The organism is Rhodococcus sp. NPDC078407 (genome assembly GCF_044542515.1).
Lineage (GTDB): Bacteria > Actinomycetota > Actinomycetes > Mycobacteriales > Mycobacteriaceae > Rhodococcoides.
In genome coordinates this window covers 26,440-53,083 of the sequence record NZ_JBITUQ010000017.1, presented here as the reverse complement: position 1 = coordinate 53,083, position 26,644 = coordinate 26,440, and the positions used below count along the sequence as shown (strand labels likewise).

The window sequence follows — 26,644 nt, the reverse complement described above, 5'->3', positions numbered from 1 at the left end:
CGCACCGGAACAGGGCTGGGCGTTTCGGGTATCAGGGGTGATCGCGCCGAGAGGACAGGCCACCGAGCATGGTGTTGTACGCCTCGAGTTCGGTATCACCTTGATCGTCGACTCGGCGGTCTCGTTGCCGTGCCGCGCTCTCGTCGGCCGCCGACCACCGGACCGCGGCGAGAACCGCGGCAGCGAGCAACGGCAACTCCCCGATGCCCCACGCCAGAGTGCCGCCGCGCCGCTGGTCGGCCAGCAGGTCTGCGTTCCAGTCCAGACGCAGTCCGCTGTAGAAGCTCGCTCCGAGCGCGGTCTCGAGATCGATCGTCACGACGAGGAAGAATGCGAACCCGGCCAATGCGGTGATACTCGCGAGCAACTTCGTCAGTCCCGCGATCGGTCTCGGTACCGGGTCTTCGCCGACCGTGCCCCAGAACATCACCATCCCGACGGTCAGGAACCAGCCCTTCATCACCATGTGTGCCACATGCGAGTCGGCGACGGTGTCGAACAGTCCGCCGGGGTAGAGCAGGTAGAAGCTGCTCAGGAACACCGTGGTGCTGACCCACGGGTGTATCGCGATCCGGGCTGCTCGGCTCTGCCATGCAGCCCGGAGCCATTCGCGCGAGCCCGGTGCTTCGGCGGCCGACGCGGTCGGCAGGACCGAGGCGAACAAGGTTGCCGGTCGGCCGAGGACCAACAGCAACGGCACGGCGACGGCGACCGCGGTCAGTCCCGCCATGTGCACGCTGAACATCGCCGGGCTGTAGAACCCGACCCCGGACGAGGTCGCCACGAGCAGCACCGCAGTACCCGCCAACCAGCTCGCTGTCCACCGCCGCCGCCATGACAGGCCTGCCCGCCGACGGCGCCGCACGGCCACCAGATACAGGACGGCCGCGATCACCGCCGCGGAGCCGAACACCAGGTCGAAACGCCACTCGAACGCCAACCGCGCAGCGGTGGGCGGGCCGTCCAACACGTAGCCCAAGGCCTCTTCGTGCGCCTGGGGCAGCGAGGTGTCCTGCGGCGGGGGCGGGGGAGTGCGGCCCAGTGCGACCGCCAGGCCCACGGTGGTGACGAGAACGAGGGTCTCGATCATCGACAACGTGATCAGGGATCTGCGCCTCGCGGGGTCGTGAGCCAGAGCGCGGACCGTTCGTCGTCGCTGTATCCACCCGAGGGTCCCCACGATCGCCAGAGCTGCGATCTTCGCCAGTATCAGAGCGCCGTACGTCGAATCCCACAGCGACGTCACGGGCACTCGCACGGCAGCGTTGACCACTCCGGAGACCGCCATGATCACGAACGCGACCAGAGCGAGCGTCGAGTAGCGGCGGGTCGCGACGGCAAGGTGCCCACCTCCGCGCAGCGCATGAGCGAGAAGTGCGAGGAGTCCGCCCACCCACAGCGCGGCAGCGAGGATGTGCAGGATCAACGAGTTCGTCGCGATGTCGTGATTGCCGCCGGTCGAGGAGTGGCCGGTGACCGCGCGCGGGATCAACGCGAGCATCGACAGGGCGAACAAGGCGGGGGTCCATCGATGCCGCAACACCGCCGCGCATGCTGCGGCGGTGATCGCCGCGACCGCAGAGGTGATGGCCCATGCAGTGGAGGCCTCGACATCGCCGATCGCACCGAGGAACTGCACCGGTTGCGCTGCAACGGATCCGACAGGTTGACCCGAGGCGTCCGAGAGTGTCAGCGGCACCAACGCCGCCGCGCACACCGCCCACACTGCGGAGGCCTTCGCCGCGGTGCGGACGGCTACGTACCCGTCGATGTCGAGCACACCCGACCTCTGAGGCGGAACGAGAAATGCCGCGAGGAGCAGCGACCCCGCCGCCACGACGGCAGCCACCTCGCCGATCGCGGTCAGTGCCGGGATCCCGTACGTGGTGATCGGGCCCGGATCGGGCAGACCCAACAGCACGAGCGCTTGCGACGTCGACATCGCTGCGAGCAGTGCAGCGACCACCGCGGCAATCGCTGCGCACAGCACCATCACCTGCGATCCGGAGCGTCGATCCACTGCGCCGCGGGTCGAATGGGCCGCTTCGGTGGCCATGGTGTGCGCCTCTTCCCGGTGGATCGTGTTTCCGGCATGGGCGCGAGGCAGTCCGACCTGCGCCGACAATGAACTACTACGAATGATAGTTGTACGAGTCCGGGCAGCCACCGCCGGATGATCCTTCAACACTTGCATGTATGCGCATATCGCAATATGTTGTCGTTCTGCGGATCTGACACGACGAAGGAGCAACGATGGGGCACGGACATGGCCACGGGATAGAGCCGGGTTCACCGGCCAGCGCGTCCGGTAAGCACCTCGGGCGACTGTGGATCGCTGTCGGTCTGGGGGCGGTCACCCTGGTGACGCAGGTCGTCGTCGGCCTGTCCACCTCGTCGCTGGCGTTGCTCTCCGATTCCGCACACGTGTTCACCGACGTGTTCGGGGTGCTGATGGCGATCGTGGCGATCACACTCGCACAGCGACGATCGACCAAGGCTGCCCGCACGTTCGGGCTCTACCGAGCCGAGGTGTTCGCCGCATTGTTCAATGCACTTCTGCTGTTCGGTGTGGCCGGTTGGATTCTCTACGAAGCCGCGCAACGCATCACGAATCCGCCCGAGGTCCCCGGCGTCCCGGTGATGGCGGTGGCCACCCTCGGGCTCGTGATGAACCTCATCGCGTTCGTCCTGCTGCGCAGCGGCGCCAAGGACAGCCTCAATGTTCGGGGTGCGTATCTCGAGGTGATGGCGGACATGCTCGGCTCGATCGGCGTACTGGTCAGCGGACTGGTCACCGTCCTGTTCGGGTGGCGGTACGCCGACCCGGTCATCGCGGTCGCCATCGGCGTGTTCGTCCTGCCACGCGCGTTCAACCTGGGCCGTCACGCCGTACGAATTCTGCTGCAACATGCTCCGGCGGGCATCGATGTCGCCGCCGTGGAAAGGGCCCTGACCGATGTCGACGATGTCGAAGAGGTGCACGATCTGCACATATGGACACTGACGTCGGGGATGGAGGTCGCGTCGGCGCATCTGACGGTCGCCCCGGAGGCCGAGACACCGCGGGTGCTCGCTGCAGCGCAGCAGGTTCTCCGCAACGAGTTCGGTCTCGAACACGCCACTGTGCAGGTCGAACCCCGGGAAGGCGAAGGCCGGTGCCGAGAGGTCAATTGGTAGGCAGGTCTCGACCCGGTGCGCGATCGGCACGCTGTGCTGTCGTCGACACGGCAGCGATGTACCGAACCGGCACCCGTCGGGTGGGGGCACAGAGTGGGTCCTCGAGTGCCGCACATCGGCCCGGTCGAGACCGTTCACCCCGAACCCGTCCACCTCGCATGTTCGCGCCCGGTGATGGATCAGTCGACTGTGAGGGTATCTACGGTTCTGGTCACGGCACGGTTCGGCAGTGGCTCGGTGGCGGGGCTGCGCATGACCGCCCCGTCGGTGATCGAGAACGCACTGTTGTGGCAGGGGCACTCGATCGTGCCGTTGCGAACTCGGTTCACTGTGCACCCTTGGTGAGAACAGATAGCCGAGAAGGCCCGGAAGATACCGGGTTCCGGTTGGGTGACGACGACCTGCCGGTCGGCGAGCACGATTCCACCGCCGACAGGAACATCGTTCACCGACAAGGTGACGGGACCGTCGGAAGCGGTGTCCTCACCGGACGGGGCTTCGCCGACGCTGCATCCGGCGGCAGCCAGGCACGCTGTAGCGCAGCTCGTAGCGAGAAAAATACGGCGCGGTAGCGCCGGGATGTCCTCGCTCATACAGCAGGCTCCCCTCGGTACGCCTCGGTGAGCGAGAGGCGACGATCGCGTGTCGGTGGTTGTAGTCGACTATGTTTCGAGCAGTTCCGGTGTCGATCACCCTCACTGTTCGAGCGGATCAGCATGATTGTCCTGTCGCGAATGTATGTGCACTGCAGGGCATTCGATTCGACCGCCGAGGTATCTCATGCACGTTCACGATTCGGCGCTGTCGGGCACTGCGGACCGAGGGGTAATCTTTGTGGCCTCTCGCGTGAACAGTGCCGACCCGATCATCAGCACCACCCCGCAGGTGATGTAGATGTCGGCGAGGTTGAATGTCGGCCACCAACCGGTGTGAAAGTAGTCCGTGACCGCACCGTCGACAAGCCGGTCCAGAACGTTGGACAGCGCGCCGGCGAGGATCAACGCCAGCGCCACCGTGGTCCACTGCTCCCCGTGCCGAGCGCTGTGCCATCCGTAGGCCGCGACCCCGGCGGTGATCGTCGCCGTGACCGACACGATCACCCATAGAGGCAGCGAATTGCCCAGACTGAAGGCCATTCCGCGGTTGAAGGCGAGTCGCAATTCGAGGATCGGTAGAGGGATCGGAGAGCCGGGCAATGCTTGTTGCGCCCAGTAGTCGACGGTCAGCGCGGTAGCGACCAATGTCAGCACGAGAGTCACTGCGTAAGCACGCAGCCGCGTGGGAGACGTGGTGGGGGAGCGGTTCACGGATCCTCGTTCTCGGGTGTGTACCTCGGACAGGTGCTGGGTGTCGACGGAAGGGGATCGGTCACCGCCGCAGAGTTGCCATCACATAAAATACTATGCACCATAGTAGTTGATGAACGGCAGAGATTTCTCCGGTACCGGCTGCACGCTCATGTCGTCATGAGAGCGGCTCCTGACACAGAACCCGGACCTCGACGACCCGGCGACGACTCGAACCGGGCGCGGTGGGTGACCGGCAGCAACGGAGTCCGTGCCTGGATCCGGCTCCTCGCGGCTGCCTCATCCGGGCTGATGTTGTACGCCACATTCCCGCCCATCGATCTGTGGTTTCTCGCCCCGGTAGCACTTGCAATGCTGCTGTTGGCTGTGCGCGGGCGAGGGACGCGTGCGGGGGCCGGCTACGGCTTCGTCGCCGGCTCGGCGTTCTTCGTGCCTCTGCTGCCGTGGGTGGGGGAGTACGTCGGATCGGTGCCGTGGCTGGCGCTGGCCGTCGTTCAAGCCCTCTTCGTGGCGATGTTCGGCGCGGTAGCGGATCGGATGTCCCGACTGCCGTGGGCGCCGGTCTGGGTGGCGAGCGCCTGGGTGGCGATCGAAGCTGCGCGCTCACGTGTCCCGTTCGGCGGCTTCCCTTGGGGCCGCATCGCATTCGGTCAATCCGACGGGCCGCTGCTGCCTCTGGCTGCGGTGATCGGCGCGCCGGGGTTGTCGTTCGTCGTGGTGCTGATCGGGTCCGCTCTGGCCGGCGTCGTTGCCTCCGGTCGCATCACCCGCAGAACTGCAGCAGCGTCGTGCATCGGTGTGGCCACTGCTGTAGGGGCGCTCACGGTGGTGGCTCCACTGTTCGCTCCGCCGCAGCAGGACACGGTCACCGTCGCCTTGGTGCAAGGCAACGTCCCGCGTCTCGGTCTCGACTTCAACGCCCAACGACGCGCGGTTCTCGACAACCATGTTCAGCGCACCATCGAGCTCGCCGCCGACATCGACTCCGGCCGCGTACGCGCACCCGACCTGGTCATCTGGCCGGAGAACTCCTCCGACATCGATCCCCTGCGCAACCCCGACGCCGCCGCACGTATCGCCGCCGCGGCCCGCGCCGTCGGAGTCCCCGTACTCGTCGGCACGGTTCTCCGCCGAGACGACGGCACCACGAGCAACACCTCGATCGTGTGGGATCCCGGCACCGGGCCCGGGCAGAGGCACGACAAGCGGCAACTGGTGCCGTTCGGGGAGTACCTGCCGATGCGCACGATCGTCACCGCACTCTCTCCCTATGCCGCCCAGGCAGGAAACTTCACCCCGGGCCAGGGCAACGGCGTCCTCGACCTCGCCGGAGTGCCCGTCGCGGTGGCCACCTGCTACGAGGTCGCCTTCGACTCGTTGCTCACCGACTCCGTGCGCGCCGGTGCCCAGCTGATCGCAGTGCCCACCAACAACGCCACTTTCGGTCGGACGAACATGACCTATCAACAACTCGCCATGTCGCGGGTACGAGCGGTCGAACACGGGCGCAGCGTCGTCGTGTCGGCCACCAGCGGCGTCAGCGCCGTCATCGATGCACGCGGGGAGGTCGTCGAGCGCACGGAGCTGTTCACCCCCGCAGCTGTCGTCACCGAGGTGTCACTGAGCACCACCCTCACCCCGGCGACGATCACCGGCAGCGTTCCGGAATGGATTGCCGCCACCGGCGCTGTTGCGGCACTGGCGTTCTCGCTGCTGCGCCGACCACGCTCCATCACACCGAACCCATCAACTACTATGTCGCGTAGTATTTAGATGGTGGTCGGTGACGGGCGTGCGGAGATGACGATCGAGGAACACCCCGGTGTGCACTCGCCGGGACTGGTGCGCAGAACGGTGGCGATGCTGCGCAACCGGTGGCGACAACTGACGTCGATGCGTACAGCGCTGGTGCTGCTGTTTTTCCTCGCCGCCGCAGCAATCCCCGGCGCATTGCTGCCGCAGCGCAATCTCAATACCCAGGCCGTCGATGCCTACATCGCCGCGCGCCCGGCTCTCGGGCCGGTGATGGACACACTGGAATTGTTCGACGTGTTCGCAAGTTCCTGGTTCACCGCGATCTACGTCCTGCTGTTCGTGTCTCTGATCGGCTGTCTGACTCCCCGGTTGATCGAGCACGGCAAAGCTCTTCGCGCACAACCTGTTCGAGTACCCCGAAATCTCACTCGACTACCGTTGCATCATTCGGGCACCCTCGCCGGTGACCCCGAGAAGGTGCTTGCCGACATCGCGCCGCACTTGAAAGGGTGGCGTACCGTCGTTCGACCCGAGCCCGATGGGGCACTGACTCTCTCGGCCGAGAAGGGCTATACCCGCGAGGCCGGGAACTTGCTCTTCCACTTCTCGCTGATCGGTCTGCTCGCCGCTATCGCCATCGGCAAACTGTTCGGCTACGAAGGCTCGGTCATCGTCATCGCCGACAACGGACCCGGTTTCTGCAACACTTCTCCCGCCGTCTACGACTCCTTCCGCGCCGGCAACAGCACCGACGGCACCGGACTCGAGCCGTTCTGTATCCGGGTCAAGGACTTCACCGCCGATTATCTCGAGAACGGTCAGGCCGAGATGTTCACCTCGAACATCTCCTACCAGAGCGCCGACGACATCGCCGCCGACACCTGGCGCGATTATCAGCTCAAAGTCAACGAACCCCTCCGGCTCGGCGACGAACGCATCTACCTCACCGGACACGGCTATGCCCCCGAGTTCACCGTCACCTTCCCCGACGGCCAGACCCGCACCGAAGCCCTGCAGTTCCGCCCCGACGACGCCACCACGTTCCTCAGCAGCGGCGCGCTGCGATTCGACCCACCCGGGGGGACCTACCCCACCGCCGACGAACGCCGCCGAGGCCAGATCGCCATCGAAGGACTCTTCGCGCCCACCGCGCAATTCAACGGAAATCTGCTCTCCTCCCGCTTCCCGGAATTGGTCGATCCCGCTGTGGCAGTGGACATCTACAAGGGCGACACCGGTCTCGACACCGGCATCCCGCAGTCGATCTTCTCCCTGGACCAGGAGATGATCAACCAGGGTCGGCTGGTCAAGCAGGACCGGGTCAACCTGCGGCCCGGAGAATCGACAACCCTCTCCGACGGCACTCTCGTCCGGTTCGACGGTGCCAAGGAATTCGCGAATCTCCAGGTCGGATACGACCCCGCGCAGCGGTGGGTCCTGGTGTTCGCCATCACGATGATGACCGGACTACTGATCTCCCTGGTGATCACACGCCGCCGCGTCTGGTTCCGGGCCCACCTTGGCGAACACGGCCTCTCGCGAGTGGACATGGGCGGCCTGGCTCGCACCGATCACGCCGGCTGGGGACCCGAATTCCAGACCCTCCGGTCACAGATCTGGCCGCAGATAGCCCCGAGCGACTCCGAGACCCACGACAGAGAAACGGTGTAGCACCATGCCGATCGACGACACCCTCGCCCGTTGGAGCGACATCAGCTTCGAGACCGCCTTCGTGGTCTATCTCCTCGCCGCAATCGCATTCCTCGGTCAGCTCGCGACGACCCGTAGCGCGGCGCTGCACAATATGGAGCGACTGCGCACGCGGGTGATCGCAGCGACATCGACGACACCAGGTCGCATTCCCGACGCACCCCGTCGGGTTCCGTCCGAACGTCTGGGCCGTACCGGACTCGGGCTGGTGATGGTGGCACTGAGTCTGCACGTGGGCTCGATCGTTCTTCGCGGGATCGCCGCCAGCCGCCCGCCGTGGGGCAACATGTACGAATTCGTCTCGGTCACCTGCGCGGCCGGTGTACTGGCTGCACTGGTGGTGCTGCGCTCGACGCAGCTGCGCACCCTGTGGTTGTTCGTTCTGGTGCCGACGTTGATCCTCCTGTTCGTCGCCGGCACCGTGCTGTACGCCGACGCAGCACCGGTGGTACCGGCACTGCAGTCGTACTGGCTGCCGGTGCACGTCTCGATCGTCTCGCTCGGCAGCGGGGTGTTCTTGATCTCCGGGGTTGCGAGCGCGCTGTTCCTGATCCGGATGAAGCATCCCGAGGCCTCGGGTAGTCGAGCCAGCCGGATCGTCGCCCGTCTGCCCTCCGCTCAGACTCTGGACATCGTGGCGTACAAGACCACGATCTTCGCATTTCCGCTCTTCGGCGTCGGCGTCATCCTCGGTGCCATTTGGGCCGAAGCCGCATGGGGCCGATTCTGGGGCTGGGACCCGAAAGAAACGGTCTCCTTCATCACCTGGATCGTCTACGCCTCCTACCTGCACGCCCGCGCCACCAGCGGATGGCGCAACACCCGCGCAGCATGGATCAACATCGCCGGATTCGTGGCGATGCTGTTCAACCTGTTCATCATCAACATGGTCGTCTCCGGGCTGCACTCCTACGCAGGTCTGAACTGATGACTCCCGCTACGTGCCCCCCAGCGCGTCCGCAAGGTCCTGCGGAATGGGCATCGGCGACATCAGTCCCGCCTCGACCCGGCCGGTGTTACCGGCCGGGTATCGCCCTGACCACGATCCTGGAGCAGCGACCACGATCCGAAGCAACTGGCCCCAGGATTCGCGCCGATCATGTTCTGTCGCAGCAGCTTTCGACATCAAGTCGTGGTTGCGAGCATGCAACCGTCAACAGGGCTGCGAGAGGATGTGTGCTCGTTCGAGGTGGTACCAGCGCACCTCTGTTGTCGATGCACCTGCTGCTGCGGTCATTTCTATCCCGTAGAGCCTGCGTGCAGTTCGATCACCGCTCACCGGTCTCTACCTCTTTCCGCGGAAGAGTTCGCCGTAGCGGGGGTCGATGTGCAGCAGGTACATCCATCCGAGCACCCGGAGCTGCCATCGTCTGCTCCGATCGCCGATGGTGACGTTGCGGTGGTGGAGGCCAGTAGGTTCCCAGATGCGAGAGGTGCGGTGTTCCTCGGCGTCGGAGCCGGAGCGCAGCAGGCATCCTCGAAAGCCGCTGCGGGTGCGATCGTGACGTTGAGGGCACCGGACGCCGCGGGCGGGGGCACGAAACCGTCCAAGGGCGTGGTGCGGGCGGCGCGAATCGCATTGGCAATGACCAGGACTTCGGCGAGTTCGTGGACGAGCACCACGGTGGCCAAGCCCAGGACACCGGTAGCAGCCAGTGGGACGAGCACGCCGATGATGGCAATCGACAAGGCGATGTTCTCGATCATGATGCGCCGGGCGCGTCGAGCGTGGGCCAGCACCTGCGGTAGATGCCGGAGGTCTTCCCCCATGAGGGCAACATCGGCGGTCTCGATGGCAACGTCGGTTCCCATCGCGCCCATGGCGATACCGACATCTGCGGTCGCCAAGGCGGGAGCGTCGTTGATGCCGTCGCCGACCATGGCAATCTTGCGTCCGGCCGCGATGTCGGTCAGCAGGGCCGCTTTGTCCTCGGGCAGTAGTTCGGCGTGGACGGCGGTGATGCCCGCCTGGGTCGCCAGAGCCTGCGCAGTGAGCGCGTTGTCGCCGGTGAGCATCGCAGTGTCGATACCGAGCGCGGTGAGTTGGCGGACAGCCTCGGTGGCCTCGGGCCGCAGTTCGTCGCGGACGGCGATCGCAGCGATCAGAACTCCGGCGCGTTCGACGAGAACGACTGTGGCACCGCTGCTCTGGAGACGAGCGACGTCGGCGCGGAACTCCTCGGAGCTGGGGTGTGTGTCGAACCAGCTCGGTTTCCCGAGCCTGATCGCGGCTCCGTCGAGGGTGCCGGTCAGGCCGTGCCCGGCGATGGCAGTGACATCATCGGCTGCCGCGACGGTCGATACGGAGGCCAGTACGGCGCGGGCGAGTGGATGCTCGCTGCGCGCTTCGAGCGCAGCAGCAACGGCCAGCGCGGCGTCGCGGCTGATTCCCGCAGCGGTGACGACGTCGACGACCTCCGGTCGTCCTGCGGTGAGGGTGCCGGTCTTGTCCAAGGCGACGACGCGAATGCGGCCCAGCTCTTCCACTGCTGCACCGCCTTTGATCAATGCCCCGTTGCGGCTCGCAGCCCCGATCGCCGCCACCACCGACAGCGGCACCGAGATGGCCAACGCGCACGGTGATGCCGCGACCAGGACCACCAGTGCGCGTTCGAGCCACAACATGGGGTCACCGAGCACCGCACCGACGCCGGCGACGAGTACGGCGAGAATCATGATCGAGGGCACGAGCGGACGTGCGATACGGTCCGCGAGCCGTTGGCCGGCCCCTTTTCGGTCCTGGGCCTGTTCGACGATGCGGACGATGCGAGCAAGCGAACTCTCCGATGCCGGCGCGGTGACGGTGACCTCGATGGCCCCGCCGCCGTTGATGGCACCGGCATGCACCTCGTCACCGACACCGGCTTCGATGGGCACGGACTCGCCGGTGATCGCAGACACGTCCAGATTCGTCGAACCGCGAGCGATGGTGCCGTCCGTGGCAGCTCGCTCACCCGGCCGCAGCACCATGATGTCCCCGATCACGACATCGTCGGGGGACAGGGCCTGCTCGGTTCCACCGCGCAGGACAGATACCGTCGGCGGCACCAACGACAGGAGTGCGCGCAGTCCGCGGCGGGTCTTGGTGACCGCGTATTCCTCGAGTCCCTCGGCGACGGAGAACAAGATACCGAGCATCGCGGCCTCGGGGATCTGGCCCAATGCGATGGCACCGAGGAGCGCGATCGTCATCAGCGTGCCGACACCGATGCGTCCGTGTCGCAGATTTCTCACCGTCGCGGGAACGAAGGTGACGGCGGCGATCGCGGCAGCGATCAGAGCGCCGACGGTCGCAACCGCATCGGCACCCGTTCGACCGAGCAACCACGATGCGACCAGGATGATCGTGGCGGCCGAGGCGAGTTGCAGCTCGCGGACCTGCCACAACCTCGGGAGTGCATCGGTTGGAGCTGGACCTCCCGTGTCCGCACCGTCAGCAGTGGATTCGGTGGTCGGCGCTGCCGGGGTAGGTCCGCAGCACGCGTCAGCCATGATCGACCCCGGTGAGATCAGCGGTGGCCGAGGCGGTGGGCAGTGCCTCGGTCAGTGTCGTGAGCAGTCGGGTGCCGCGGTCGGTGAGCGAATACATGACCAACTTTCCGTCTCTGTTCGATGTGACGGCGTCCGCGGCTTTGAGTTTGCGGAGATGGTGGGAGACCAGCTTCTGGCTCTGTCCCACGATCCACGCGATGTCGCAGCCGCACATCTGCCCGCCGGCGTTCAACGCGAGCGCGATGGTCAGTCGGGTGGGGTCGCCGAATGCTCGGGCAGCGTCGGCTACCGGTTCGATATCGCCGACCGCGGGCAGAGTAGCGCGAACCCTCTCGGCGTAAGGGAGGTCCATACACAACAGATCGCACGAGTCCAGAGGTTCCAAGGCCATGGGCACAATCTAACAATCATGCGATCGTTAGGGAAGGACCATTAGTCAACGTTCGTACGATTGTTAGTGTCATAGCGGGTCGAAACGCCCATATCGGACCCATTGATCAATCCGAACGAATCGAGAAGGTAGTTGTATGAGCAGAGCGTTGAAGATTTCCTTGTCCCTGGTGATCGTGTTCGCCGCCGCGTTGGCTGTATTTCTGGTGGTGGATCGATCGGGGTCTCCGGATGCTGCCGCCGCCGAGCAGGCCGCGACCGACCCTGCCTCGATTGCGGTGCGCGAGAACAGTCATCGGTTGAACTCGGTGCCCGACGGCCGGGTCACGTTCGTGGAGTTCCTCGACTTCGAGTGCGAGGCCTGCCGATCGGCCTACCCGGCGATCGAGCAATTGCGTGAAGAGTACGGCGACCGGGTGAGCTTCGTGGCCCGCTACTTTCCGATCGCCTCGCACTTCAATGCCGAACGAGCCGCACGCGCAGTCGAGGCCGCGGCCCAGCAGGGCGGATTCGAGGCGATGTATCAGCGCATGTACGAAACGCAGGCGCAGTGGGGCGAACAGCAGGTTCCGCAGGACGAGTTGTTCCGCAGCTTCGCCGTCGAGCAAGGGCTCGACATGAGCGCCTTCGATGCCGCCTACACCGACCCTGCGACGCTCGCGCGCATCGAGGCCGACGTCGCGGACGGGATCGCGCTCGGCGTGCAGGGCACCCCGACGTTCTTCCTCAACGGCACCAAGATCGAACCCACCACGTACGGAGACCTCGCCGATGCCCTCGACTCTGCACTCGGCTGACCTCCCAGCGAACGAGACCCGACAAGGTGGATCGTTCGGCCGGAGCCTGCCCTGGCTGCTGCTGGTGGGCGGCCTGATCGGCCTGACTGCCGCGTTCGTGCTCACGGTAGAAAAGTTCGCTCTGGCGCTCGATCCCGCCTACGCCCCGACCTGCAGCATCAACCCGGTGCTCAACTGCGGATCGGTGATGGACACCCCGCAGGCGTCTGCGTTCGGATTTCCCAATTCCCTCCTCGGGATCGCAGGCTTCGCCGTCGTGGCAGCAGTGGGTGCTGCCCTTCTCGCCGGTGCGGTGTTCGCGCAGTGGTTCTGGGGAGCGATGCAGGTCGGTGTCACTGCTGCCGCAGTCTTCGTGCACTGGCTGATCGCGCAGAGCCTCTACGACATCGGTGCCTTGTGCCCGTACTGCATGGCGGTGTGGGCGGTCACCGTACCGATCTTCTGGTACGTCACGCTGCGCAACCTCGACCGCGCCAGGTCGAAATCCGCTCTTGGGCAATGGTTTCGGCTATGGCTTGACTCGCTGATTCGCAATCACTCGATTCCGCTGACCGTGTGGTTTCTCGCCCTCATCGCCCTGATCGCGCAGCGTTTCTGGTCGTACTGGTCCACGCTCCTATGATCCGCGACGTACCGTTCGCCCCTCTGCCGCTCTCTCGAGAAAGAAGGTCACGGCGATGACGCGCGGCTGGTCGATCGTCATGCTCGTCGTTGTCGTTGCATCGATCGTCGCACTGTGGCCCCGCTCCGGTGGCGTCGAGGGCGGCCCGTCCGAGGCCATCGCCAACAATGTCGCGCCGGTCGGACCCGAACCCACATTGTCCCGCCCGCCGGATGACGCGGCACGAGCAGCAGAGCTACCGCTGTGTCCGCCGCCGGTACCGCGCGAAGGCGGTCCGCTGGCGGGAGTGATAGCGCGCTGCATCGGCAGCGCCGACGATGTCGATCTCGCCGACGTTCTCGGCAGCGAGGTGACGCTGATCAACCTGTGGGCATCCTGGTGCGGCCCGTGCCGCAACGAGATGCCGGTACTCGATGCCTACGCCGCAGAACCCGACGCGATCCCAGTTATCGGAATCGACGTCGAGGACCGGCCCGCGGACGCGGCCGCGCTGCTCACGCAACTGGGCGTCCGCTATCCGAACTACATCGACGGCGGCAGCGTCCTGGACGCGCTCTCGGCACCGCCGGTCCTTCCCCTGAGCTTTCTCCTCCACCCGGACGGAACGGTCGAGCGCATCACCGACCCGACAGTGTTCGAGACGACAGACCAGATCCGCACTGCAGTAAAGGATTTCACCTCATGAAACGTCTTCCACCAGTGTGGGTCGGTGCGCGCCGTCAGGGCAGCACGCCCACCGCGGCAATGGGATCGATTCTTGCCCTTGTACTACTGATCTCCGGATGCTCCGACGGCGCACAGGCTGCGCCCCCGGGAGGCAGCTTCGACTTCGTCGCCCCCGGCGGTCGAACCGACATCGTCTACGATCCCCCCGAAACACGCGGAACCATAGGCGAACTCGCCGGCCCCGATCTGATGGAGGAAGGCAAGACGACCGCTCTGTCGGACTACGACGGCAAGGTCGTCGTGATCAATCTCTGGGGCCAGTGGTGTGGCCCCTGCCGCGGCGAAGCCGACGACCTCGAGGAGGTCTACGAGACCACCCGCGAGCGTGGCGTGCAGTTCCTCGGTCTCAACGTCAGAGATCCACAGAAGGACAAAGCGCAGGACTTCGTCGTCGACAACGACGTCTCCTACCCCTCGATCTACGATCCCTCGATGCGGACACTGGTCGCCCTCGGCGGGAACTACCCGACCAGCGTGATCCCCTCGACGCTGGTACTCGATCGTCAGCACCGCGTGGCCGCGGTCTTCATGCGCGCCCTGCTCACCGACGACCTCCTTCCCGTCGTCGAACGGATAGCCGCGGAATGACGACTCTTCTCGCCCAGGACATCGGGTCGGCCTTCCAGAACGCGGCATCGAGCGGGCCCCTGCTGCTCGCGATCGCGGCATGCATGCTCGCCGGGTTGGTCTCGTTCGCCTCCCCGTGCGTGGTGCCGCTGGTGCCGGGATACCTGTCCTACCTGGCAGGAATCGCCGGTGCCGACGCCCAATCAGCCGATACCCGATCGCCCGGCACCTCGGCCACCGGCACCTCGACCACCGGCACGTCGTCGCCGGAGCTGGCGAATCGCTGGCGTGTGGCCGGCGCAGCGTCGTTGTTCGTCGCCGGATTCACGATCGTATTCGTCCTCGCCACAGCCTCGATCTTCGGAGTCATCGGCACCTTGCGCATCAACGAGCAAGTACTCCAACGAGTCGGCGGCGTCATCACGATCATCATGGGTGCAGCGTTCATCGGATTGATACCCGCACTGCAACGCGACACCCGATTCGCACCTCAGCAGATCTCGTCCCTCGCTGGAGCGCCGCTGCTCGGCGGTGTGTTCGCGCTCGGCTGGACACCGTGTCTGGGCCCCACCCTCGCCGGTGTTCTGTCTGTCGCGGCAGGAACCGAAGGTGCAACCGCAGCCCGCGGGGTCACTCTCATCGTCGCGTACTGCATGGGACTCGGCCTACCGTTCGTCGTCCTCGCGTTCGGTTCGAGTTCGGCGATGCGCGGGGTGGGGTGGCTTCGGAGGAACTCACAGAAGATCAAGGTCGCCGGCGGTGTCATCATGATCGCCGTCGGCGTGGCGCTGCTGACCGGAGTGTGGGGGTTGTTCATCGCCTGGATCCGCAACGAATTCGTCAGTGCAGTGGTCCTGCCCATCTGATCGAGATGTCGCCGAACCACCACGCCGCATTGCATTGTTCGGGTAGCCGAACTATATTTTCAGGGTCCTGACATACTGTTGGTGCCGGAGGGTGTGGTCATGTCTGTGCTGCAGCGCCGATCGTCTCGGCCGCCCTCGAGGTTTCGGTCGGGCCTGGTTCTGCTCGGCCCGGCTTTCGTCGCAGCGATCGCCTACGTCGACCCCGGCAACGTCGCCTCCAACGTCAGTGCCGGCGCGCAGTTCGGATACCTGCTGGTCTGGGTGATCGTTGCCGCGAACGTGATGGCCGGTCTCGTCCAGTTCCTCTCCGCCAAACTCGGCATCGTCACCGGAATGACACTGCCCGAAGTAGTCCGCGAGAAGTCGAGCAGGACTGTGCGACTGGCATATTGGGGGCAAGCGGAGGTGGTCGCCATGGCGACCGACCTCGCCGAAATCGTCGGCGGTGCAATCGCCCTCTACCTGCTCTTCGACCTGCCGCTCCTGATCGGCGGCCTCATCACCGGGGCCGTATCGATGATCTTGCTGATGGTCCAGGATCGGCGGGGCCAACGGCCCTTCGAGTTCGTGATTCTCGGGCTACTCGGTGTCATCGCCGTCGGATTTCTTGCCAGCGTCGTCGTGGAACCGCCATCGTTCACCGAGGCCGCGGCCGGTTTGATTCCGCGGTTCGACGGCGCGGAAAGCGTGTTGATCGCCGCCGCGATGCTCGGTGCGACGATCATGCCGCACGCGGTGTACCTGCACTCCGGCCTTGCACGTGACCGGCACGGACACCCCGAGGCAGGGCCTGTCCGTCAGCGGTTGTTGCGGATCACCCGGATCGATGTCGGGTTGGCGATGCTGCTGGCCGGTGCGGTGAACATGTCGATGCTGCTGTTGGCGGCATCGACGTTGGGGGGCCGCGAGGGTGTCGACTCCATCGAAGGAGCCCACGCAGCGGTAGGGGACACTCTGGGGCCGGTCGTGGCGCTGCTGTTCGCGGTGGGCCTGCTGGCCTCGGGTCTTGCATCGACATCGGTCGGGGCGTACGCCGGCGCGATGATCATGGACGGCCTACTACGTAAGCGCATTCCGATTCTGGTGCGACGACTGGTGACCCTTGTTCCCGCACTGGCAATTCTGGCAGCAGGAGTCGACCCCAGTCGGGCACTGGTCGTCTCGCAGGTCGTGCTGTCGTTCGGTATCCCGTTCGCGTTGATTCCCTTGGTGCGGTTCACATCGGACCGCATCCTGATGGGCAGCGATGTCAATCACCGGATCACCGCATACGCGGCATGGCTCATCGCGGGAATCGTCGTCGCACTCAACATTGCATTGATCTATCTGACCGTGGCCTGACTGCGCGCGGGTAAACGTGTCCTGCACGCCTGTATTTCAGGACGATCACCGCTCGTGTGGTGATGGTGTTGTGCACGGTGAATCAGCATGAGTGGGTTCTGCCGCCGAAGTCGGGGTCTAGCAGGACGAACCGCCGCACACCGATTGCCCCGCCGTAGAAGCAGTCGACCGGACGTTGCTCGACACACGCCTTGTCCATGACATCGATGCTCGCTCGGCGCGTGTGATGACGTCCCTCACTGCGTCGACTGTCCTGTCGCGGCGGTGGTCTCGCCCGGCACCAGACGCGGCACGTAGCGGACGTAGAGCACCATTCCGATCAACTCCACGAGGGTCTGCGTCACGACCACCACGGCGGCCAGGCTCAACGCCGGTGGTAGCGCCAGGGCGAGTGGCAGCACGACCAGCGAGTTACGGGTGGCGCCGGAGAACACCAGCGCCCGCGTCGCCGGCACGTCCTGACCGAACACCTTCCCGGCACCGACACCGACGAACGCCATCACGATCAGAAACACCACGAAGATGGCTGCAGCAGCGGCGAGTTGGTCGATACGGCTGCGGACTGAGTCGATCTGGGAGGCGACGACGACCGCGAGTGTCACCATCATCACCGGCACCATCGCCGCTGCCATCGCCTCGATGATTTGCTCGCCCAGACGTCGACGTCGCGCCCACAGCTGCGTCGCCGCAGCCAGCGCCAGCGGGATCACGATGAGTAGAACGAACGCCTCGGCAAAGGGGGCGATGTCGATGATCGAGACAGTCTCGGCCCCGACGAACAACCACAGCCACAACGGCAGCAGGGCGATCTGCAGCAACATCAGCAGCGGTGCCCCGGCGAGAAGGCGTTCCGACGCCGCGCCGGCCAGTCCGCTGAAAACGATGACGTAGTCGATGCAGGGGGCGAGCAGCACCAGTACCACACCGACGAGGACAGCTTCGTTCCCGGCGATGATGCGGGTCAGTGCGAACACCACGATGGGGACGGCTGCGAAGTTCAGAACGACCACCGCGGTGGTGAACCGGGCATCACGTAGGGACCGGCCGATCGCGGCGAACGGCACTGCGAGGAACGTCGCGTAGAGCAGAACGATCAGCACCGGATTGATGGCGTGCTCGAACGTCGGTGCTGCGGAGGGGAAGGACAACCCCACCCCTGCGCCGGCGACGAGTGCGAGTAGATACAGGCCGATCTGGTGGGTGTCCCACCATTGCACCGCCGACGTTCGCGCTGTTTCGGTCATGACGCGCTCACGGGTGCGGTCAAAGTCGACGCCAACCAGCTGCATTGCGGGTCGCACGGTGTCGACGCGTCGGGGGTCTCGTCGAGACGAACCAGCGCGGCGGTCAGCGCGTCCCGCAGCACGGTCAGCTGCGCGATCGACTCCTCTGCTCGGGCGATGTGTTCACGCAGTGCCGGTCGCAGCCCGGACTTCACCGCGGCGCACGAATCGTTCTCCCACACACGCAGCATCGACTTGATCTGCGGCAGAGTGAGATTCAGGCTCTTCGCGGCGGTGATGAACGCCAATCGCTGCTGTGCTCGTTCGTCGTAGACACGGTAGCCGTTCGGGGCTCGGTCCGCCGGAAGTAGGCCCTCGCTCTCGTAGAAGCGCAGCGTTGTCGCTGGCACCCCGGTTGCCGAGGACAGTTGCGAGATCAACAGAGCAGACATGACCGCAGACTAAAGGTTCGAGTCGGCTCGAAGGCAAACCGGCCGAGTCCGGCCCGCCATCGAGTCCGCGGCAGCACGAGGGACGTCGGGCTCGTTGCTCCTCGAGGGGGGGTGGGGTCAGGGTGCGCCGTCGCCTGGAGTGTTGGGCTCGTGTTGCCTCTTCTCGGTATGGAACGTGATCAGATTGCCGTCGATGTCGACAGTTGCGAACTCCGTCGTTCCCCAGCCTGTCGAGACGGGACGGCCTACGTCTGCGGGGTGAAGCACCCCCGCGCGGGACATCTCGGCGTAAAGGTCGTTGATCTCGTCCACGGCGATGCGGCAGCTGGCGGTGCCGGCAAGGAACGTCTCGGCTCCGCTGCACACCGGCCATGCCGCGTGGTCTGAACGGGTATCCCAGCTGTCGTCGTCGGCGGCCCACAAGTGGATCTCGACGTCGTCGCGGGTGAGCCTCGCGAAAGTCGGGTCGGTGTACCGGGTCGTGAAGCCGAACGATCGGACGTATATCTCGGCAGCGGTGTCGATGTCTCGTACCGGCAGCGCAGGTACCACTTTCGACATGCCCATAGGCAACACTAACGCCGACGAGCCGGAGGGCGAGCCGACCCCGCCTCATATTGCTGGCGCTCAGTGCATTCGACTTCTGACACAGTGAACGCGACTTCTGAAACTGACAATCGGTGTCAGTTTCAGAAGACGGCTGCACTCTTTGCAGGCGTTTCGAGGGTGAGTGCACGTGTCTTCTGACATTCTGATGTCAGAAGTGCGGTGCACGGTCGCATGTTCGGCTCTCGGTGACAGGGAGGCTTGTGATGGACCCCGACAAGCTCGCCATCGTGGAGACCGGTGTGCTGACAGCGTCGGGGGAGCGGTGGTCCCAGGCCGAGGCCCGTTTCGCTGTCCTGGCTCCCTTGCTGGAGATGCATCCGGTGCGTTCGGAAGCGGTCGACGCTGCAGCGCAGCGCTTGGGACTATCCAGGCGGCGGGTCTACACGTTGCTTGGCAAACTCAGGGACGGGACGGGGACAGTCACCGATCTTCTTACGAAGGTCTCGTCGGGAGGGCGTGGCCGCAGCCGAGTAGCGGCTGAGGTCGAGGACGTGATCGGCGACCATCTCACCCGATATTTTCTTCACCGCCAGAAGCTCAGTGTCGCTGCGCTGCATCGACGTATCGCGCTGGCGTGCCACCGCGCGGGCCTACCAGCGCCGGCCAGAAACACCGTCACCGCACGAATCGCCGCCCTCCATCCGGCATCGGTGGCCAGGTCCCGCGGAGGACCCGATGCCGCCCGCCCGCGTCAGTCCGCCGGCGACAGTCCACCGACAGTTGCGGGGATTCTCGATCAGGTCCAGATCGACCACACCGTCGTCGATCTGATGGTCGTTGACGAGTACGAGCGGCAACCGATCGGTCGCCCCTACCTGACGATCGCCATTGATGTCTTCAGCCGTTCCGTACTCGGGTTCGTCGTCACTCTGGAGCCGCCGTCGTCGATATCGGTCGGGTTGTGCCTGGGCCGCGTGTGCTGCGAGAAGCAGACATGGCTGGAGGCATGCGAGCTCGCGGAACAGGTGCAGTGGCCGATGGCAGGGAAACCGAAACAGTTGTATCTCGACAACGCCTCCGAGTTCAAAAGCGAAGCGCTGCGCCGCGGATGCGCCCAGCACGCCATCACCCTCGAATACCGTCCTCCGGGCCGACCGCACTACGGCGGGATCGTCGAACGCATCATCGGAACGGCGATGACGGCGGTGCACGAGCTGCCTGGGACCACCTTCTCGAACCCAGCGGACCGAGGAAGTTACGACTCGGACAAGCATGCGGCGTTGACATTGCGTGAGTTGGAGCGCTGGCTGGTCCTGGCCATAGCCTCGTATCACGCGAGTGTTCACAAAGGGATCGGGAACACTCCGGCCGCCGTGTGGGCCGGCGGGGTCGCCGCAGTTGGTCATGCCCCTCGTGTGGTGCTCGGCGAAACCGCGTTCCTGGTGGACTTTCTTCCCGTCATCCGGCGACGTCTGACGCGTACGGGCTTCGTCCTCGATCACGTGCACTACTTCTCGAACGCGCTCAAACCGTGGGTTGCGCGGCGAGAGGACCTGGGGCGGTTCGTGATACGACGTGACCCACGAGATTTGAGCAGAATCTGGGTCCTCGAACCAGACGGTGCCGGCTATGTCGAGGTGCCGTACCGGACGATGTCACATCCCGCGGTGACATTGTGGGAGCACAGAGCTGCTATCACTCGTCTCCGCGAACAAGGTCGGTCGAACGTCGATGAGAGCGCACTGTTTTCGATGATCGAGCAGATGCGCGAGGTCACCGACCGCTCGCAGAAAGCCACCCGCAAAGCCCGGCGCAACCGTGCCCGCCGCACGCATCTCACCGGCGCCGCGTCTGCACCGATCCCGGCGATCCACCCGCCGGTGGAGCCTCGAGCGGACGGCGGCACCGCAACGCCGGTCTTCAGCGACATCGAGGAATGGTGAGCCGGATGACCCCATCGACAGGACGCAGCGACGAAGCCACCGAGTCGTCCAGCGAGGGTTTGGGGCACCTGCGGGAGTCGGTTCGACCGCTCACCGCACTCGACGACGCGGACCGGATCCGGTTGATCCGGTCGGAGAGGTGGATCGGGTATCCGCAGGCCCGTATGGTCATCGACCATCTGGAGACGTTGTTGTCGTGGCCTGACCGACAGCGTATGCCGAACCTACTGTTGCTCGGTCCGACGAACAACGGCAAGTCGATGATCATCGAAAAGTTCCGGCGTACTCATCCGCCGATCAGCTTGTCCGACCGCGAGCAGCTACCGGTGTTGTGCATGCAGATGCCCCCGGACCCGTCACCCGGCCGGTTCTACCTCGCACTGCTCACAGCGTTGGGAACACCAACCCGACCACGCAATCGGGTCCACGAACTCGAACAGCAAGCATTGATGCTGCTCCGCGCCACCGGCGTTCGGATGTTGATCATCGACGAGCTCCACAATGTTCTCGCCGGCCGCGACAACGTCCGCCGCGAATTCTTGAACGTGCTGCGGTTCCTGGGCAACGAACTACGCATTCCTCTTGTCGCTGTCGGAACCCGCGACGCCTACCTCGCCATCCGGACCGATCCCCAGTTGGAGAACCGATTCCACCCCATAGCTTTGCCGGTCTGGACCAACACAGCCGACACCAGATCACTGCTGGCCAGCTTCACCACGAGCTTCCCCCTCCGCAAACCCTCGCACCTGACGTCGCCGGAGATGACCGACTACCTTCTCACTCGCTCCGAGGGCACCATCGGTGAACTGGCAACGTTGCTCACTGCCGCAGCAGTGACCGCCGTCGACAGCGGAGAGGAAGCGATCACCTCATCGGTGCTCACGCGCACTCCGTACGTTGGCCCCACGGAGCGACGTCGCCAGTTCGAGCGCCACCTCGCATGAACGCGCGGCTCGCACCGATGCCCGATGGTGCGTACGTTCGCCCGTGGCCGCTGCACCCTCCGCCACTGCCAGGCGAGGCCCTCTCGTCCTGGTTGGCCCGAATATGCGAGCTGTATCCGCACATCAGGCCCTCTGACCTGCTTGCAGACCTCGAAATCGATTGTGCTGTCGAGGATCTCGACCGCTACACACCGGAGCCGATACTTGTCGAGCTGGCCGGTCGCGGCGCGGTCCCGGTGGAGAGGGTGCGGATGATGACGTTGGCGGGGTGGACACCGTTTCTGCTCGACAGCATCGACCCCGCCGACTGCGACTTCGACACCTACGTCCACCAGTTCTCGATCCTGCTACCGGCCGACCTCGCGAGGCAGGATCGACGACGCCGCACACCCACGAGCGACGCATGGTTGCCGTGGGCGAGCACTCCGCGCAGTCGGGCATGCCCGGCATGTATCGACAGCCTCGAATCCACTGCTGATATCAACATGACTCTGCTGCATCAATATCCGGTGCTGAGCAGCTGCCTCGACCACCGTTGTCGACTCGAACCCTGCTCTGCTTTGCCTGGTCATGCAATTTTCTGGGATCAGGTCCGGTTCGGTTCGGACGAACGGGTCTCGCCCGTTCCGGTTCCCTCAGCGGTCACGGACCTCGATCGGCGCAGCACCGAGGCTCTGACGACGGGATGGGTGGAACTCGGCCCAGGCCGGGTACATGCCGCAGTCTGGTTCCGGCTTCTGCGCACCGTCGTCGACGAAGTGTCCACGCCACTGGTTCGCACCGGACGGTGGGCGACGAGACTCGTTGCGATCTGGAAGGCCGCCGATCGTTCTCGCCCGCTCCGGACAGCGTGGGTTCCGTTCGAGGACCTGCACTGGGACGAGCAGGCGACAGTCCTCGAGGCCGCAGCGATCGGCATCGCGATGGTCGAGAGCGGTGAGATCGACGCCGGCGGTGCACACGCATCTCTGCTGAGCCCACGACCCTACGAGCCGGTCGATCCCGGGACAGCTCCGACGCGCTCGTCCTATCCCGCACCCGAGCGCGATTTATGGGCCGACGCGCACGCTGCGGCCGAGGCCGCCATCGCGGCAGCGCGCGTCGATCCCGCATCCGCCAGGTCGCTGTACAACTTCCTACGCTGGGGGTGCCGCACCGCAGCGGAGCTGGATGAGACGGTGCAACTGTTCCTCGACCACGGGATCCCGCTGCACCATCCGCCGACGTAGCTCTCGCCCGATGGAACGGGGTCGTCCGCGATGCACGCGCGGCGACAGCCGAGAAGCCAGTTGTCGCGCCGGGGTCATAGTCACCAACGTTATTTGTGCGGTGACCGACGAGAATTTTCCTTCCCGCACCGTCCCCGCTGAAACGCCTGCTCAGCGTGCATTCGACCTGAGAAGTCTGTCGGGGGTGCTCGCTACAGTCCCTACCATGGCAGAACGGCAGCTCAGTGAGGTCCCGGACGTGGGTGCAGTCGTCCCGGCGGGTGGTGCGGCGGTGTTTCCGGACCTGTCGGGCGAGGTCGCCGCGCGAATCGAACGGTCGATGGCATCGGCACGGTCTGCTGCTACTCGCCGCGCCTACGATTCGGCGTGGCGACGCTTCGAGACCTGGTGCACCGTCGCCGGGCACCACGCGTTGCCTGCGCATCCCGCGACCGTGGCGGCCTACCTCGTCGCCGCCGCCGACACGCTCACTGTCGACGGGACGCGGGCGTATGCACCGTCGACGTTCGGCAAGTGGATCGCGGCGATCGCCGACCGTCACCGCGCTGCCGGCCACAACAACCCGTGCGGCCACGAGATCGTTCGCGCCACCCTCGCCGGTATTCGTCGGGATTATGCGTCTGCGGGGGAGCGGCCCCGCAATCCCCGTGCCCCGCTCCTCACCGCTGACATCACCACGATCGTCGACCACGCCCGACGCACCGCAGCGGACTGGGCGTCGGAGGTGCTCGAACGCCGCGACACCGCGCTACTGCTGATGGGATACACCGGCGCATTCCGTCGCAGCGAACTCGTAGCGCTCGAATGCCGCGATGTCCGCCGCGACCGCCTCGACGGCGCGCACGTACGAATTCGGAAGTCCAAGACCGACCAGGACGGAACCGGAACCGTGAAAGCACTCCCGTTCACCGACCGCTACGAGTCATGCCCGGTCTGCGCGTGGGTGCGATGGTTGCAGATCGTCGCCGCGTTCGACACCGGCGGCAGAATCGCCGTCATTCGACTGCTCTCCCGTGCAACACCATTCGAAGCCCATGTCTGCCGCGGCTCCCTGCCCACCGCCGACAAATCCTCGCCGCTGTTCCGGTCCATCCGCAAGAACGGCAACCTCTCCGACACCGCCCTCTCCGGGGCTGCGGTGCACGCTGCAATTCGCCGCCGCGCCGCCCGCGCCGGATTCGATCCCGACACCGTCGCCCAGCTCGGCGGACATTCGTTGCGGGCAGGATTCGTCACCCAAGCCTTCCGGAACGGTGCCGACGCCCACGCCATCATGCGCCAGACCGGCCACACGACCCCTGGGATGGTCGAAATCTATGCCCGCGAGAACGCGCCGCTGCTCGGCAACGCCGTCACCGAGCTCGGACTATGAAACCGAACGGAATTGCGTTCAGCTCGGTGCCCCATGGCATCTCGGGCCTCGACCGCTCCGCAGAACACACATGGGCACTGTTCTGTGACTGGTGCGCTGCCACCGACCGTCCGTCGCTGCTGGCTGCACCATCCACACTGGCAGAGTTTCTCGCCGACCATCCCGCCAGCGTCGCCACGCAGCGACGCCGAGTCGCCGCTGTCAACGCCGCTCACCGCGCTCGCGGAATGACCGAACCCGGCCGCTCGGTTTCCATTCGACTCGCTCTCGCGGAGCATCGCCGGGAACGTCTTGCCGAGATCCGTGGCAGCGCTGCATCGATCATCGACAGCATTCCGTCGACTGGATGGCCATACGGGCTGTTCGGTCGGCGTGATGCACTGATACTGACCTTGGTGTCCGCCGGTCTGACCTACCGTGAGATCAGTGTGCTGCGCCGAGGCGACGTCGAGGTCGCGGGGCTGGACCTGGTTGTTTCAGGCCTGTACCGGGTCACCCCGAACATGCTCGGCAGCCGCGGTGAGTCCGGTCCGGTGACGGTGTATCGGCGCTGGGCGCAGATTCAGTCGATGCTCGATCGCTTCGCGAGTATCTCGGTGCTCCGCGAATTTCTCGACCCCGATCGCTCACCGCCGACGTCTGCGTTTTCGGTGGTGACAGCGCAGCAGGCGGGTGAGCCACTTGTGGTCCGCATCGACCGTTGGGGCTACACGCCCTGGATGCCGGAACCGCTCACCGCGCAGTCGCTGTCCGCAGTGACGCGCGCGCACCTGACAGGCCGTCCGGCCGCGCATCGTCCGCGAGTCCTGTGGACGGAGAACGACACAGACGGTGACGTTCTCTACGACGAGGAACCACGTCACTCGAGCGTCGTTCTGGACAATGCCTACTACGAGCATGGAATTCAAGCCCGCCGCAACGCTCACATCCGCCTTGCCGATCTCGACGATCGATTCGACGACATCAACGACCGCGTCGACGAACTCTTGCACTCGCTCGTCGACATTCTCGACAAACACAACGAACCGGAGGGCGACGACGGCTGATGTCATCGATCAGGGAGCTGGCCGCACGTCCAATGCCCGGGCATGTTCGCAGCGCATGGGTTTGAAGCGTCGACTCCGTCAGGTCGTAGGACGGACGACGTCGTTCCGGCGACGCGCGCGCACCGCGATCGCCCTGGAGATCAAGGACAACGTGACCAGTCCGACCAGCAGATCCGCGAGTGCGGAGAATTGGGACTGCGCGAATTCGACGATCTGAATCAATATCAGCGTGGTGATACTCGACAGTCGCACGGCCTCGAGAGTCCACCTGCGGTCGGTACGCCAGACGAGAGCGGGAAGTGCGAGAACGAGCGCAAGCCCTGACCCTGCTGCATCGAGCAGTCGCGCGAATTGCGTTACGTCGTCGATGGTTTCGGTGCCGAGGATGCTGACCGACGACAGACCGAACGCGGAGTACGTCACCAGGGCCAGTGCGGACAGTCGAATCCAGATGCTGTGGTCGAGGTAGCGCAGTACACGCCAGTTCCCGATCGTCGACCATCGTCGTCGCCACCGCGTCGGCGGTCGCTCGGTGCAGCTGGCGAGCAGTGCGGTGATTTGCGTGACCTGTCGTCGTTCGTGTGCGTTCGCGCGCGCGAGATAGTCGAGGGCTTGGGCGCGGCGGTGATGGTCGAGTCCGCGGACGACCCCGTCCGCAGCGATGAAGGCTGCCGCGGCAAGGTCTTCGTGGGGTCGACGCGGCACCAGATCACGGACCAGGCGGGAGGTGACCACGACAGCGATGAGCAGGACGTACATGATGGCCACCGCCGGCTTGTAGAAGTAGTCGTTGGTGGTGGTGACGAATTTGCCGATCTCGTCGAGGCCCAGTCCGAGTCCAATCCCGGCGAGCACGATCGTGATCGGTCGCGTTCGGTCGCCGAGTACCGACAGTGCGGTCAGCGCGGCGACAGTCAGGGCCACACCGCCCCAGAGCAGATGGGCGATGTGCAGTGGACCGCTACCGACCCGCGGATACCCCAGCAGCTGAAGAGCTGATCGGGTGAGGAGGATGGTGCCGGCTGCGATGATGACGACGGCGTCCACACCACTCCCGGCGTGGGGGTGCCGAGCGATACGCCACCGATGAGTGCTCGCGGACATCGACACCGAAATCTGTTCCTCCTCTCGTCTAC

Annotated in this window: 24 protein-coding genes and 1 pseudogene; 15 read left to right on the top strand and 10 right to left on the bottom strand. The window is 65.3% G+C overall.

Annotated features, from left to right (window positions below):
* Window positions 1-31: 31 nt before the first annotated feature.
* Window positions 32-2,056 (bottom strand): cytochrome c oxidase assembly protein, encoded by a 2,025-nt coding sequence (locus tag ACIGGF_RS17385; RefSeq protein WP_032373357.1) that lies wholly within the window; start codon window positions 2,054-2,056, stop codon window positions 32-34.
* A 197-nt stretch (window positions 2,057-2,253) separates the two neighbouring features.
* On the opposite strand from ACIGGF_RS17385, the gene ACIGGF_RS17380 reads away from it, so the two are divergent.
* The gene (locus ACIGGF_RS17380; RefSeq protein ID WP_008720942.1) at window positions 2,254-3,177 is read left to right on the top strand and encodes a cation diffusion facilitator family transporter; all 924 of its coding nucleotides are present in this window, start codon (window positions 2,254-2,256) and stop codon (window positions 3,175-3,177) included.
* 179 nt (window positions 3,178-3,356) lie between these two features.
* On the opposite strand, the gene ACIGGF_RS17375 is transcribed toward ACIGGF_RS17380, so the two are convergent.
* Together ACIGGF_RS17375 and lspA are read right to left on the bottom strand one after the other, a co-directional pair.
* A complete protein-coding gene (locus tag ACIGGF_RS17375; protein ID WP_027494222.1) occupies window positions 3,357-3,770 on the bottom strand; it encodes a Rieske (2Fe-2S) protein in 414 nt (137 codons plus the stop codon).
* Window positions 3,771-3,965: 195 nt separating this feature from the next.
* Window positions 3,966-4,484: a signal peptidase II gene (lspA, locus tag ACIGGF_RS17370; protein WP_032407490.1), complete on the bottom strand. Its 519-nt coding sequence runs from the start codon at window positions 4,482-4,484 to the stop codon at window positions 3,966-3,968.
* A gap of 291 nt (window positions 4,485-4,775) precedes the next feature.
* On the opposite strand from lspA, the gene lnt reads away from it, so the two are divergent.
* From lnt to ccsB, 3 genes are read left to right on the top strand one after another with little or no spacing between them, the layout of a single operon-like run.
* Window positions 4,776-6,257: an apolipoprotein N-acyltransferase gene (lnt, locus tag ACIGGF_RS17365; protein ID WP_237606112.1), complete on the top strand. Its 1,482-nt coding sequence runs from the start codon at window positions 4,776-4,778 to the stop codon at window positions 6,255-6,257.
* Window positions 6,258-6,284: 27 nt separating this feature from the next.
* On the top strand, window positions 6,285-7,910 hold the full coding sequence (locus tag ACIGGF_RS17360; protein ID WP_051364853.1) for a cytochrome c biogenesis protein ResB: 1,626 nt from the start codon (window positions 6,285-6,287) through the stop codon (window positions 7,908-7,910).
* A 4-nt stretch (window positions 7,911-7,914) separates the two neighbouring features.
* Window positions 7,915-8,877, top strand: coding sequence for a c-type cytochrome biogenesis protein CcsB (ccsB, locus tag ACIGGF_RS17355; RefSeq protein ID WP_027494224.1), 963 nt, complete (start codon window positions 7,915-7,917; stop codon window positions 8,875-8,877).
* A 9-nt stretch (window positions 8,878-8,886) separates the two neighbouring features.
* Here ccsB and ACIGGF_RS17350 read toward each other — a convergent pair.
* From ACIGGF_RS17350 to ACIGGF_RS17340, 3 genes and pseudogenes are all read right to left on the bottom strand, one after another.
* Window positions 8,887-9,228 (bottom strand): annotated as a pseudogene (locus ACIGGF_RS17350) (DUF3703 domain-containing protein).
* Window positions 9,225-11,441 (bottom strand): cation-translocating P-type ATPase, encoded by a 2,217-nt coding sequence (locus tag ACIGGF_RS17345; RefSeq protein WP_027494225.1) that lies wholly within the window; start codon window positions 11,439-11,441, stop codon window positions 9,225-9,227. Before ACIGGF_RS17345 ends, ACIGGF_RS17350 begins: the two are co-directional and overlap by 4 nt.
* The gene (locus ACIGGF_RS17340; RefSeq protein WP_027494226.1) at window positions 11,434-11,832 is read right to left on the bottom strand and encodes a metalloregulator ArsR/SmtB family transcription factor; all 399 of its coding nucleotides are present in this window, start codon (window positions 11,830-11,832) and stop codon (window positions 11,434-11,436) included. The genes ACIGGF_RS17345 and ACIGGF_RS17340 overlap by 8 nt, the downstream gene beginning before the upstream one ends.
* Window positions 11,833-11,968: 136 nt before the next feature.
* Between ACIGGF_RS17340 and ACIGGF_RS17335 the strand changes: the two genes are divergently transcribed.
* The 6 genes from ACIGGF_RS17335 (at window position 11,969) to ACIGGF_RS17310 (ending at window position 16,750) form a co-directional block, all read left to right on the top strand.
* Window positions 11,969-12,628, top strand: a complete 660-nt coding sequence (locus ACIGGF_RS17335; RefSeq protein WP_027494227.1) for a thioredoxin domain-containing protein — start codon at window positions 11,969-11,971, stop codon at window positions 12,626-12,628.
* Entirely contained in the window at window positions 12,603-13,250 is a 648-nt protein-coding gene (locus ACIGGF_RS17330; RefSeq protein ID WP_027494228.1) for a vitamin K epoxide reductase family protein, read from the top strand. The genes ACIGGF_RS17335 and ACIGGF_RS17330 overlap by 26 nt, the downstream gene beginning before the upstream one ends.
* A 55-nt stretch (window positions 13,251-13,305) precedes the next feature.
* Window positions 13,306-13,935: a TlpA disulfide reductase family protein gene (locus ACIGGF_RS17325; protein ID WP_027494229.1), complete on the top strand. Its 630-nt coding sequence runs from the start codon at window positions 13,306-13,308 to the stop codon at window positions 13,933-13,935.
* A gap of 59 nt (window positions 13,936-13,994) precedes the next feature.
* Complete coding sequence (locus ACIGGF_RS17320; protein WP_027494230.1) at window positions 13,995-14,564, top strand: TlpA disulfide reductase family protein; 570 nt, start codon at window positions 13,995-13,997, stop codon at window positions 14,562-14,564.
* Window positions 14,561-15,409: a cytochrome c biogenesis CcdA family protein gene (locus tag ACIGGF_RS17315; protein ID WP_027494231.1), complete on the top strand. Its 849-nt coding sequence runs from the start codon at window positions 14,561-14,563 to the stop codon at window positions 15,407-15,409. The genes ACIGGF_RS17320 and ACIGGF_RS17315 overlap by 4 nt, the downstream gene beginning before the upstream one ends.
* A 99-nt stretch (window positions 15,410-15,508) precedes the next feature.
* Window positions 15,509-16,750 (top strand): Nramp family divalent metal transporter, encoded by a 1,242-nt coding sequence (locus ACIGGF_RS17310; RefSeq protein WP_027494232.1) that lies wholly within the window; start codon window positions 15,509-15,511, stop codon window positions 16,748-16,750.
* 236 nt (window positions 16,751-16,986) lie between these two features.
* On the opposite strand, the gene ACIGGF_RS17305 is transcribed toward ACIGGF_RS17310, so the two are convergent.
* The 3 genes from ACIGGF_RS17305 to ACIGGF_RS17295 form a co-directional block, all read right to left on the bottom strand.
* The gene (locus tag ACIGGF_RS17305; protein ID WP_032407487.1) at window positions 16,987-17,994 is read right to left on the bottom strand and encodes an arsenic resistance protein; all 1,008 of its coding nucleotides are present in this window, start codon (window positions 17,992-17,994) and stop codon (window positions 16,987-16,989) included.
* Window positions 17,991-18,425 carry a MerR family transcriptional regulator gene (locus ACIGGF_RS17300; RefSeq protein WP_051364851.1) on the bottom strand — a complete coding sequence of 145 codons (435 nt, stop codon included), beginning with the start codon at window positions 18,423-18,425 and terminating at the stop codon, window positions 17,991-17,993. The genes ACIGGF_RS17305 and ACIGGF_RS17300 overlap by 4 nt, the downstream gene beginning before the upstream one ends.
* A 117-nt stretch (window positions 18,426-18,542) precedes the next feature.
* Window positions 18,543-18,986: a VOC family protein gene (locus ACIGGF_RS17295; protein WP_237606111.1), complete on the bottom strand. Its 444-nt coding sequence runs from the start codon at window positions 18,984-18,986 to the stop codon at window positions 18,543-18,545.
* 251 nt (window positions 18,987-19,237) lie between these two features.
* On the opposite strand from ACIGGF_RS17295, the gene ACIGGF_RS17290 reads away from it, so the two are divergent.
* The 5 genes from ACIGGF_RS17290 to ACIGGF_RS17270 all read left to right on the top strand — a co-directional run bounded on the left by ACIGGF_RS17290 (window position 19,238) and on the right by ACIGGF_RS17270 (window position 25,508).
* Complete coding sequence (locus tag ACIGGF_RS17290) at window positions 19,238-20,917, top strand: Mu transposase C-terminal domain-containing protein (protein ID WP_397522464.1); 1,680 nt, start codon at window positions 19,238-19,240, stop codon at window positions 20,915-20,917.
* A gap of 5 nt (window positions 20,918-20,922) precedes the next feature.
* The gene (locus ACIGGF_RS17285) at window positions 20,923-21,861 is read left to right on the top strand and encodes a TniB family NTP-binding protein (protein WP_397522463.1); all 939 of its coding nucleotides are present in this window, start codon (window positions 20,923-20,925) and stop codon (window positions 21,859-21,861) included.
* Window positions 21,858-23,090 (top strand): TniQ family protein, encoded by a 1,233-nt coding sequence (locus tag ACIGGF_RS17280; RefSeq protein ID WP_397522462.1) that lies wholly within the window; start codon window positions 21,858-21,860, stop codon window positions 23,088-23,090. The genes ACIGGF_RS17285 and ACIGGF_RS17280 overlap by 4 nt, the downstream gene beginning before the upstream one ends.
* A 205-nt stretch (window positions 23,091-23,295) precedes the next feature.
* A complete protein-coding gene (locus ACIGGF_RS17275; RefSeq protein WP_397522461.1) occupies window positions 23,296-24,462 on the top strand; it encodes a site-specific integrase in 1,167 nt (388 codons plus the stop codon).
* Window positions 24,459-25,508, top strand: coding sequence for a recombinase (locus ACIGGF_RS17270; protein ID WP_397522460.1), 1,050 nt, complete (start codon window positions 24,459-24,461; stop codon window positions 25,506-25,508). Before ACIGGF_RS17275 ends, ACIGGF_RS17270 begins: the two co-directional genes overlap by 4 nt.
* Window positions 25,509-25,586: 78 nt before the next feature.
* Here ACIGGF_RS17270 and ACIGGF_RS17265 read toward each other — a convergent pair whose 3' ends face one another.
* Complete coding sequence (locus ACIGGF_RS17265; protein WP_397522459.1) at window positions 25,587-26,612, bottom strand: hypothetical protein; 1,026 nt, start codon at window positions 26,610-26,612, stop codon at window positions 25,587-25,589.
* Between the last annotated feature and the right edge of the window lie 32 nt (window positions 26,613-26,644).

Excerpts from the sequence above, each read along its gene's own strand:
- ACIGGF_RS17385 (WP_032373357.1), bottom strand. The coding sequence starts at position 2,056 with ATGGCCACCGAAGCGGCCCATTCGACCCGCGGCGCAGTGGATCGACGC.
- ACIGGF_RS17380 (WP_008720942.1), top strand. The coding sequence starts at position 2,254 with ATGGGGCACGGACATGGCCACGGGATAGAGCCGGGTTCACCGGCCAGC.
- ACIGGF_RS17375 (WP_027494222.1), bottom strand. The coding sequence starts at position 3,770 with ATGAGCGAGGACATCCCGGCGCTACCGCGCCGTATTTTTCTCGCTACG.
- lnt (WP_237606112.1), top strand. The coding sequence starts at position 4,776 with ATGTTGTACGCCACATTCCCGCCCATCGATCTGTGGTTTCTCGCCCCG.
- ACIGGF_RS17360 (WP_051364853.1), top strand. The coding sequence starts at position 6,285 with ATGACGATCGAGGAACACCCCGGTGTGCACTCGCCGGGACTGGTGCGC.
- ccsB (WP_027494224.1), top strand. The coding sequence starts at position 7,915 with ATGCCGATCGACGACACCCTCGCCCGTTGGAGCGACATCAGCTTCGAG.
- ACIGGF_RS17345 (WP_027494225.1), bottom strand. The coding sequence starts at position 11,441 with ATGGCTGACGCGTGCTGCGGACCTACCCCGGCAGCGCCGACCACCGAA.
- ACIGGF_RS17340 (WP_027494226.1), bottom strand. The coding sequence starts at position 11,832 with ATGGCCTTGGAACCTCTGGACTCGTGCGATCTGTTGTGTATGGACCTC.
- ACIGGF_RS17335 (WP_027494227.1), top strand. The coding sequence starts at position 11,969 with ATGAGCAGAGCGTTGAAGATTTCCTTGTCCCTGGTGATCGTGTTCGCC.
- ACIGGF_RS17330 (WP_027494228.1), top strand. The coding sequence starts at position 12,603 with ATGCCCTCGACTCTGCACTCGGCTGACCTCCCAGCGAACGAGACCCGA.
- ACIGGF_RS17325 (WP_027494229.1), top strand. The coding sequence starts at position 13,306 with ATGACGCGCGGCTGGTCGATCGTCATGCTCGTCGTTGTCGTTGCATCG.
- ACIGGF_RS17320 (WP_027494230.1), top strand. The coding sequence starts at position 13,995 with ATGGGATCGATTCTTGCCCTTGTACTACTGATCTCCGGATGCTCCGAC.
- ACIGGF_RS17315 (WP_027494231.1), top strand. The coding sequence starts at position 14,561 with ATGACGACTCTTCTCGCCCAGGACATCGGGTCGGCCTTCCAGAACGCG.
- ACIGGF_RS17310 (WP_027494232.1), top strand. The coding sequence starts at position 15,509 with ATGTCTGTGCTGCAGCGCCGATCGTCTCGGCCGCCCTCGAGGTTTCGG.
- ACIGGF_RS17305 (WP_032407487.1), bottom strand. The coding sequence starts at position 17,994 with ATGACCGAAACAGCGCGAACGTCGGCGGTGCAATGGTGGGACACCCAC.
- ACIGGF_RS17300 (WP_051364851.1), bottom strand. The coding sequence starts at position 18,425 with ATGTCTGCTCTGTTGATCTCGCAACTGTCCTCGGCAACCGGGGTGCCA.
- ACIGGF_RS17295 (WP_237606111.1), bottom strand. The coding sequence starts at position 18,986 with ATGTCGAAAGTGGTACCTGCGCTGCCGGTACGAGACATCGACACCGCT.
- ACIGGF_RS17290 (WP_397522464.1), top strand. The coding sequence starts at position 19,238 with ATGGACCCCGACAAGCTCGCCATCGTGGAGACCGGTGTGCTGACAGCG.
- ACIGGF_RS17285 (WP_397522463.1), top strand. The coding sequence starts at position 20,923 with ATGACCCCATCGACAGGACGCAGCGACGAAGCCACCGAGTCGTCCAGC.
- ACIGGF_RS17280 (WP_397522462.1), top strand. The coding sequence starts at position 21,858 with ATGAACGCGCGGCTCGCACCGATGCCCGATGGTGCGTACGTTCGCCCG.
- ACIGGF_RS17275 (WP_397522461.1), top strand. The coding sequence starts at position 23,296 with ATGGCAGAACGGCAGCTCAGTGAGGTCCCGGACGTGGGTGCAGTCGTC.
- ACIGGF_RS17270 (WP_397522460.1), top strand. The coding sequence starts at position 24,459 with ATGAAACCGAACGGAATTGCGTTCAGCTCGGTGCCCCATGGCATCTCG.
- ACIGGF_RS17265 (WP_397522459.1), bottom strand. The coding sequence starts at position 26,612 with ATGTCCGCGAGCACTCATCGGTGGCGTATCGCTCGGCACCCCCACGCC.